This window comes from Acidovorax cavernicola (genome assembly GCF_003581445.1).
Map to the genome: position 1 here is coordinate 37,736 of NZ_QXMN01000051.1, position 6,781 is coordinate 44,516.

The 6,781-nt window shown below is 65.0% G+C and carries 15 protein-coding genes; 5 read left to right on the forward strand and 10 right to left on the reverse strand.

What is annotated here, in order from left to right; all coding sequences use genetic code 11:
- Positions 1 to 4: 4 nt before the first annotated feature.
- The 9 genes from D3H34_RS27350 to D3H34_RS27375 form a co-directional block, all read right to left on the reverse strand.
- A complete protein-coding gene (locus D3H34_RS27350) occupies positions 5 to 370 on the reverse strand; it encodes a hypothetical protein (RefSeq protein ID WP_119557639.1) in 366 nt (121 codons plus the stop codon).
- Positions 367 to 555, reverse strand: coding sequence for a hypothetical protein (locus D3H34_RS34035; protein WP_147400493.1), 189 nt, complete (start codon positions 553 to 555; stop codon positions 367 to 369). Before D3H34_RS34035 ends, D3H34_RS27350 begins: the two co-directional genes overlap by 4 nt.
- A complete protein-coding gene (locus D3H34_RS34040) occupies positions 552 to 770 on the reverse strand; it encodes a hypothetical protein (protein WP_147400494.1) in 219 nt (72 codons plus the stop codon). Before D3H34_RS34040 ends, D3H34_RS34035 begins: the two co-directional genes overlap by 4 nt.
- Positions 767 to 1,039: a hypothetical protein gene (locus D3H34_RS27360; RefSeq protein ID WP_119557642.1), complete on the reverse strand. Its 273-nt coding sequence runs from the start codon at positions 1,037 to 1,039 to the stop codon at positions 767 to 769. The genes D3H34_RS34040 and D3H34_RS27360 overlap by 4 nt, the downstream gene beginning before the upstream one ends.
- Complete coding sequence (locus D3H34_RS27365; protein ID WP_119557644.1) at positions 1,036 to 1,233, reverse strand: hypothetical protein; 198 nt, start codon at positions 1,231 to 1,233, stop codon at positions 1,036 to 1,038. The genes D3H34_RS27360 and D3H34_RS27365 overlap by 4 nt, the downstream gene beginning before the upstream one ends.
- Positions 1,230 to 1,370, reverse strand: coding sequence for a hypothetical protein (locus tag D3H34_RS34340; RefSeq protein ID WP_167481285.1), 141 nt, complete (start codon positions 1,368 to 1,370; stop codon positions 1,230 to 1,232). Before D3H34_RS34340 ends, D3H34_RS27365 begins: the two co-directional genes overlap by 4 nt.
- Positions 1,367 to 1,621 (reverse strand): hypothetical protein, encoded by a 255-nt coding sequence (locus D3H34_RS34045; RefSeq protein ID WP_147400495.1) that lies wholly within the window; start codon positions 1,619 to 1,621, stop codon positions 1,367 to 1,369. Before D3H34_RS34045 ends, D3H34_RS34340 begins: the two co-directional genes overlap by 4 nt.
- Positions 1,622 to 1,696: 75 nt before the next feature.
- Positions 1,697 to 2,008 (reverse strand): hypothetical protein, encoded by a 312-nt coding sequence (locus D3H34_RS27370; protein ID WP_119557646.1) that lies wholly within the window; start codon positions 2,006 to 2,008, stop codon positions 1,697 to 1,699.
- Between the two features lie 221 nt (positions 2,009 to 2,229).
- Complete coding sequence (locus D3H34_RS27375; RefSeq protein WP_119557648.1) at positions 2,230 to 2,646, reverse strand: helix-turn-helix domain-containing protein; 417 nt, start codon at positions 2,644 to 2,646, stop codon at positions 2,230 to 2,232.
- A gap of 83 nt (positions 2,647 to 2,729) precedes the next feature.
- Between D3H34_RS27375 and D3H34_RS27380 the strand changes: the two genes are divergently transcribed.
- Positions 2,730 to 2,993, forward strand: coding sequence for a transcriptional regulator (locus D3H34_RS27380; protein ID WP_119557650.1), 264 nt, complete (start codon positions 2,730 to 2,732; stop codon positions 2,991 to 2,993).
- A 17-nt stretch (positions 2,994 to 3,010) separates the two neighbouring features.
- Here the strand turns inward: D3H34_RS27380 and D3H34_RS27385 are convergent, their stop codons facing one another.
- Entirely contained in the window at positions 3,011 to 3,223 is a 213-nt protein-coding gene (locus D3H34_RS27385; protein ID WP_119557652.1) for a hypothetical protein, read from the reverse strand.
- Between the two features lie 120 nt (positions 3,224 to 3,343).
- Between D3H34_RS27385 and D3H34_RS34050 the strand changes: the two genes are divergently transcribed.
- The 4 genes from D3H34_RS34050 to D3H34_RS34555 all read left to right on the forward strand — a co-directional run.
- Complete coding sequence (locus D3H34_RS34050) at positions 3,344 to 3,769, forward strand: hypothetical protein (protein ID WP_147400496.1); 426 nt, start codon at positions 3,344 to 3,346, stop codon at positions 3,767 to 3,769.
- A complete protein-coding gene (locus D3H34_RS27395; protein ID WP_119557656.1) occupies positions 3,769 to 4,776 on the forward strand; it encodes a toprim domain-containing protein in 1,008 nt (335 codons plus the stop codon). The genes D3H34_RS34050 and D3H34_RS27395 overlap by 1 nt, the downstream gene beginning before the upstream one ends.
- On the forward strand, positions 4,769 to 6,340 hold the full coding sequence (locus D3H34_RS27400; RefSeq protein WP_119557658.1) for a DUF5906 domain-containing protein: 1,572 nt from the start codon (positions 4,769 to 4,771) through the stop codon (positions 6,338 to 6,340). The genes D3H34_RS27395 and D3H34_RS27400 overlap by 8 nt, the downstream gene beginning before the upstream one ends.
- Positions 6,341 to 6,591: 251 nt before the next feature.
- A partial coding sequence (locus tag D3H34_RS34555) for a hypothetical protein (protein ID WP_205736822.1) occupies positions 6,592 to 6,781 on the forward strand: 190 nt, incomplete at its 3' end.

Genomic DNA, 6,781 nt, shown 5'->3' on the forward strand with positions numbered 1-6,781 from the left:
TGGTTCAAGCAGCCATCGGCCGCGGTTGCTGGGGGGAATCGAGCCGCGGCTCGGCGTGGTAGCTGGGCCAGCGCTCCGGCGCGAGCGAGCAGCTGGTGATGAAGCCGCGAAGGCCATCGCGCTTTTCGAGGGGGCGCACGCGCTCAAGGCAGAGGTTCAGCGCGCAGCCCTTGATGAGCCTCTTCGCGTTGGCCTGCACGAATGCCGCGCCCTCGGGGCCTTCCCAAAACACGTGCACCTCCTGCACGCCGCGCTTGGTGCGCTCAAGCGTGCTGAATTGCCAGGCGAGGCGCTCGGCCCCGCCCTCGGGCGATTGCAGGTGGACAAGGCTGGGCCGGGTCGTGAGAAAGAACAGGCCGGATGCGTTCATGGTGCGTCTCCAAGGCGAGCGACGCGTTGGGCCTGCGCGATCGCGTCGGCCTTGTCGTCGGCGACCGCTTGCGCGGCCTCTGTTTCAGGGCGCGCGTCGAGCAGGTGCGAGACGGCGGGGACTACAACGAAAAGAAAGAGGATCAGCAGGCCAATGGCCCAGCGGGGGAGGGCGGCGAGGTTCATGTGCGGCTCCCTGTGGTCTTGACGATGGCGGCGCGGGCAGCAGCCCATGCGGCTGGAGTGCGCCTGTCCATCTCGGCCTTCATCGCGGCCACCTCGGCAACCGCTTCAGGCTCGCGCCGAATCGCGCAGCTGCGGCGTTGTTTGCGGCGCAAGTAGCTCGCCTGCAGCTCGCGCAGGTACAGCAGCTCGACAAGTGCGGCACGTTCGGCACTCACTGCGAAGCCCCGGTGGAGACGACCAACAGCTCGCCCTTCTGCGTCAGCCCAATGCAGCGCGCATCCGCAGTGCCGTCGTCGAGGTGCTCTTCGAGCCGGTGATGGGACTCGCGCCAAAACTCGGCCGCTTCTTCGGCGGCATCGCGGCGGCGCTCTGCCTCTTCGAGTCTTTCAGCGAGTTCCGCCGCGTGCTGGCGCAGGTGTTCCAGCTCCCACCGCTCGAGCCGGCGCTGGATCCGCGACGTGGCGGGTGTGTGCTGCGCGTTCACCGCGGAACCTCGACCAAGTTGCCGAAGTCGTCGACCACGCATTGCGCCGATACGAACACGCCCGCGCGCAGGTCGATGGTGGAGCACCAGATGTGGTACTTGCCGGGATGGGCGCCGCCGCCCCAACGCGCAACGTAAATCGCGCAGCTGCGATGGCTGATGCCTCCGCTGGGCGAGTACTCCGGCGTGCTCACGACGCTTCCTCCAGCGCAAGCCCTTCGCCGGCGAGCGCGTCGGCCACGGCTTGCTGCGCCTCATCGCCTTCGAGGATCTTCACCTCGCAGTCTTCGAGAAACAGCTGCGTGTCGAGCGACAGCAGCAGGGCATTCATGCGAAGCCCCGCGAATGTTCCAGTTGCCAGTCGCCGTGCGGGCCCTCACCGCGCACGATGCCCGTGTGTCGGCTATAGGCCACGTCGTAGCCGATGCGGCGTTCGCGCAGGACGCGCGCCGCGCGCACCATGCCGGCGGCTGCTTGTCGGCTGATTGGCCGAGAGCCGCTTGCCGTGCAAAGGCGAAGGCTCGGCTTGTCCTCGGCTGGCTGTTGCCGCCCGATGCGGGAGCGCAGAAGGGTTGCTGGCATTGTCCATCTCCGTGTTGGGATGGACGAGATTCTACAAACGTAGAAAACTAAGTGTCAACAGTTGTAGAAAAAAGATCAGCGGGAAATGAAGTCGAGGCGCCCCGAGCTGTCGAAGAAGAGCGTCCCCCGGTTTTTGTAGAGCCACTGGCGCCTCACGCCGCCCGCGTTCTCCGTTGTGAAGACCCGGTCGGGCGCGCCCCACGTGCTGCAAGAGCGAACCCAGTCGGCGGCGGCGCCGATGTATGGTTCCTTGTCACTTCGTTCGCCGCACTCCCTGCGCTCAGCGCCGTGTTGCTCGGCAAGGCGGGCGCCTTCGCGCTTGGCGTAGGCGTCGATCTCCCGAGCGCGTTGGGCTTCGCGCTCGCGCTCATAGGCTGGGTCGCCCATTGGTGGGCGCGGTTTCAAAGCCGGCTTGTACACGTCCCCGGGCGCCGGGCGCGGCCGAGGGATGGCCGACGATCCGTCTTGGCACGGCACTTCCTGGAATTGAACCCGGCCATCAACGACGCAGCGATTCTGGGCCTGCGCTGCTGGTGCGAACAGCGCGAGGCCAGCGCAAAGCGCGCTAAGGGCGAGCGGGGAAGAGGTAGACGTTGCCCGCAATTCTTCTAACCGTGCGTGCCCGTCTTCCGGCTTTTTCGGTTGGCACCCTTGGCTTCGAGCAGACCCATTACAAAGCCCTCGACCAAGCCACGCTCTTTCTCGCCCAGGGAAGCCCAATCCATTGAGCTCACCCGGTCGAACGGCCACGCGGCGGGAGGAGGGGCCTCTATATGTGCAGCGCCTGGCGCCGACGGACCGTCGCCGTCTGTTGGGTTTTCGATCCAGTCTCGCGTTTCGTCAAGCAACTGGTCGAGCGTCAGGCCAAGGCCGCGCGCCAGCGCAGAGCCTTTCTCCGACCGCTTGCTATCTCGGTTTTCGAGGGCGCTGATCGTGCCTATATCGACGCCCGAACGATCTGACAACGCCTCTAGCGTCAGATTCAGCTTCTCCCGATATTTTTTTACCTGTTTGCCCAGTGCCATAGCAGTCGAAGCTAAACAAGTGTTGAAAAACAGGCAAATACACTTGTAGACCTTCGCGCTTCTACAGTTGTAGAATTTGGCGCATGAGTGCATCCAAACCTATCGTCACAAGCGCCATCGAGGCCGCTGGTGGTCCGTCCGTAGTTGCCCGTCGGCTCAAGGTGTCGGTCCAAGCGGCGTGCTTCTGGCGGGATGGCGAGCGGCTTTTCCCGGAAAAACACGGCGCCGAGCTGGAGTCGGCCTGCGGTGGCAAATACACCCGCAAGGACATGTGGCCGGATGAGTGGCAAACGATCTGGCCGGAGCTGGGTGAGCCCGAGCCGGTCACGCAGGCCGGGGCGCTCTGACGTGCTGGTCGATGCCACTAGGCCGCCGCTACCGCCGCTCGGTGCAGATCGGTCAGCACCGCTTCGGTCGTGCTTGCGCCCTCGCGCCGCGCAGCGTTCGCCAAGTGCGCCAGCGTCGCTGCGAAGCCTGCCCTGCGTTCTGTGGGCAGCTCGTGCACGAGTGCAAAAACCAACGCGCCGAGCCCGTTGATGACCGCATTCATCGCCTCGGCGTCGTTCCTGAAATTCATGGGTGTCCCTTTCGTTGGCCGTGTTGCAGCAGCACGTGCCGGCGGCGTTGGGTGCCTTCCTTGTGTGCGACTGGTTGCTGTGGTTCGTCATGGCAGCCAGTCTCTTTTTTTTGCCTTTTCATGTCTGTACGAACTTGGACGAACGGTTCGTCAACGTTCGTCGAGGGAGGAATTTTGGAATCACTCAGCGAAGCTTTGACCGAGTGCGTCAGGGTGTGCGGCGGTAGTAAACAGGTCGGCGCGAAGCTCTGGCCCGAGAAAACGCCGGACGCCGCCCAGCGGCTCCTGCTCAGTTGCTTGAACGACGACCGCGCCGAGAAGCTGTCGCCCGAACAGCTGCTGCTCGTGCTGCGCTTGGCGCGCCAACGCGGCCACCACGGCGGCATGAACTACATCGCCGGCGAGCTGGGCTACGGCACGCCGGTGCCGGTCGAGCCGCGGGATGAGATTGCCGACTTGCAGCGTCAGTACATCGAGGCAGCGCGCTCGATGGCACGCATGGCGGACAAGATCGACAGATTGAACAGCGGGGCACCGCACGCCTGATGGACAACCTGAACGCGGTTCTCCACCAAATGCAAGATTTTGGGATCGAGTTGCGACGCGCGCCTGGCCCGGATGACGTGCAACGCATCCAGGACATGAAGGAGGGCAAGCGCACCACGATTGGCAAGGGCGGCAAGTCCTGGTTCAAGTTCTATCTGTTCCGGCCTGACAAGGGCGGCGTGTACATCACCGGCTCGTTCGGGACATACCGCGGCGGTGGCTCGTGGGAAAAGGTCGAGCAGGACTGGGCGCCCTTGTCGGCGGCTGAGCGTGAGCGCCAGGCGCGCGACCGCGCGGAGGCGTCGGCCCGTGCCGCGGCGGAGCGCGAAGAGGCGAGGCGCATCGCAGCCATGCGCGCCGGCGAGCTGTGGCACTTCGCGTCGCGGGAAGGCCGATCGCCTTACCTAGAGCGCAAGGGCCTGCAGGGCGAGGCGTGCCGCTATCTGCCGGACGGCACCCTGGTGATCCTGATGTTGCGCTACGACCTCCCGCGCGAGCAGGCGGTGCAGGCTGCGCAGCGCATCATGCCCAACGGCGAAAAGATGTACTCGGCCGGCTTCTCGAAGCCTGGCTGCTCGCTTCGGTTGGGCACGGTCGACGACTCGACCCAGCTGATCGCCGTGGTGGAGGGCTACGCCACGGGCCTCACGGTTCGCACCGCCCTCGATCACCAGATCCCGGTCTACGTGGCCTTCGACGCCGGCAACCTGCACCACGTCGTGCCGATGCTGCGCGAGCTGCACCCCGATGTTCGGCTGCTCATCTGCGCCGACGACGACTGGCTCACGCGCGACCCGATCACGAAGAAGCTAAACAACCCGGGGCGCACGGCCGCGAAAGCGATCGCCAAGCGGGTGCCGTGCGTCGATATCGTCTACCCGGTCTTCGACAGCACGCGCCAGCGCGGCGACACCGACTTCGACGACCTCCGCCTGCGGCAGGGGATCGAAGCGGCGGCGCGGCAGCTGCAGGGCGCTGTTCGCATGATGGAGCGCGTGCATGGCTGACCACGTAGACGCGCCACCACCGGACGAAGCGCCGCCCCCTGACAACGTGGTGCAGGCGAAGTTCGGCGAGGCCAAGGCGAAGGGCGCAGCGAAGAAGCCACCCCGACCCCCAGCAGGCGACGCGAGCGCGCCTTCTGCGGGGCAGGGGGGCAAGCGGTCAAAGGGCGATGACAAGCCGCCCCCGCGTCCGATCGACTGGGGCCAGTACAACACGCTGATCGAGAAGTTCGCGCTCATCTATGGCACCGACACGGTGTGGGATGGCAGCAAGCGCTTGATCATGAAAATTTCCAACATGGCGCACGCCCATGGCTCGGACATGGTGCGCATGTGGAAGGCGTCGGAGAAGCGCCGAACGGTCATGCCTTCGGACGTCGTCTTTGATCCGACCAACACATGCGACCCCGAGCGCTGCATCAACCTCTACGACGGGTTCGCGATGGAGCCGGTCAAGGCGTCGCCGGCCGAGGTCGACGTGATGCTGGAGCTGCTGCGCCATCTGTGCGGCAACTGCGCCACGGGCGATCAGACGATCGACGCGGTGATGCATTGGGTGCTGTGCTGGATCGCGTTGCCCTTGCAGCAGCCTGGCGCGAAGCCGCGATCCGCGTTGGTCTTTCACGGGCCGCAGGGCACCGGCAAGAACCTTTTCTTTGATGCCATCCGGGCCATCTACGGCAAGTACGGGGTGATGGTCGGCCAGACCCAGCTCGAGGACAAGTTCAACGACTGGCTGTCGGCGAAGCTGATGGTGATCGGCAACGAAGTGGTCACGCGGCAGGAGCTGTACCACAACAAGAACATCTTGAAGTGGGTCATCACCGAAGAGCTCATCCCGATCCGGCCCATGCAACAGGTGACCCGGTGGGAAAGCAACCACGCGAACGTCGTGTTCCTATCGAATGAGAGCCAGCCGCTGGTGCTCGAAGACAACGACCGCCGCTACCTGGTGGTCTACACCCCCTCGGCCGAGGACGGCGACCTCTACAAGCGCGTGGCGGCCTTCCTTGCCGACGACGGCGCGGCGAAGTTCTTGTACTTCCTCCAGCACTACGACGTGGGCGACTTCGGCGAGCACACGAAGCCGCTGATGACGGCCGCCAAGGCTGACCTCATCGAGTTGGGCATGCGGCCCGCCGAGCGGTTTATGTCGGAGTGGTTGCAGGGGATGCTCCCTCTCCCTATGCAGGTGTGCTCGGCGGAACAGCTGTACCGGGCGTTCCGGCGATGGTGCGACCAGGCCGGCGAGCGCTACCCGCCAGCGCGTGCGACGTTCACCAAAAACGCGGAGCGGTGGATTCTTGAGCGGGTCGAGCGCAACGCGCAGGGCGAGCGCCTGGCGCCCCGCCTTACCTACAAGGTGGTGCAGCTCAAGGACACCTTGAAGACCAACGGGCGGACGGCTGCGCGCTGCTGGTTGCCGAGGGGCACAGGGCCGCGCGACGGCGTGACCGAGGGCGAGTGGGCAGCGGGCTGTGTCGAGTCTTTCGAGAAGTCCCTGAACCGCTTTTTCTACGCCAACCGCGAGGCCAGGGACGACGCCCCTGTTACGCCAGATGCGTGACGTGTTTCGCCTGCAAAGCCCCGTCGTTACTCGTGTTTCGCCTGTTACGCCACATCGCTCCTGTATGTGCATGCGGGCATGTGCGTGCAGGCGTGCGCATGCACACGTCGTGATGGCGCGTAACGGCGTAACTCACGTAACCACGGGGCCTGCGCGCGTAACGGGGCACGTAACACGCGCGCGCGCTCCGAACAGATCAACCCTTTGAAAGGAAAAGAGAAATGAATAGAGAGAAAGAACAGAGGCAGCGATTGGTCGAGCTGCTGGGCTTGGTGGTGCAGGGTCTAACGAACGGGCGCCTGCACCTCATGCCCGGCTGGGAGTCGGCTGTGGAATTCGACGGCCAGCACCTGACGCGCTTGGCCTTGGACCTTCGGTTCGATCAGCCCGCGGCAGGTGCCACGCTTGTGCCCATGCCATCGCCTTCGGGTGGGTTGGGTG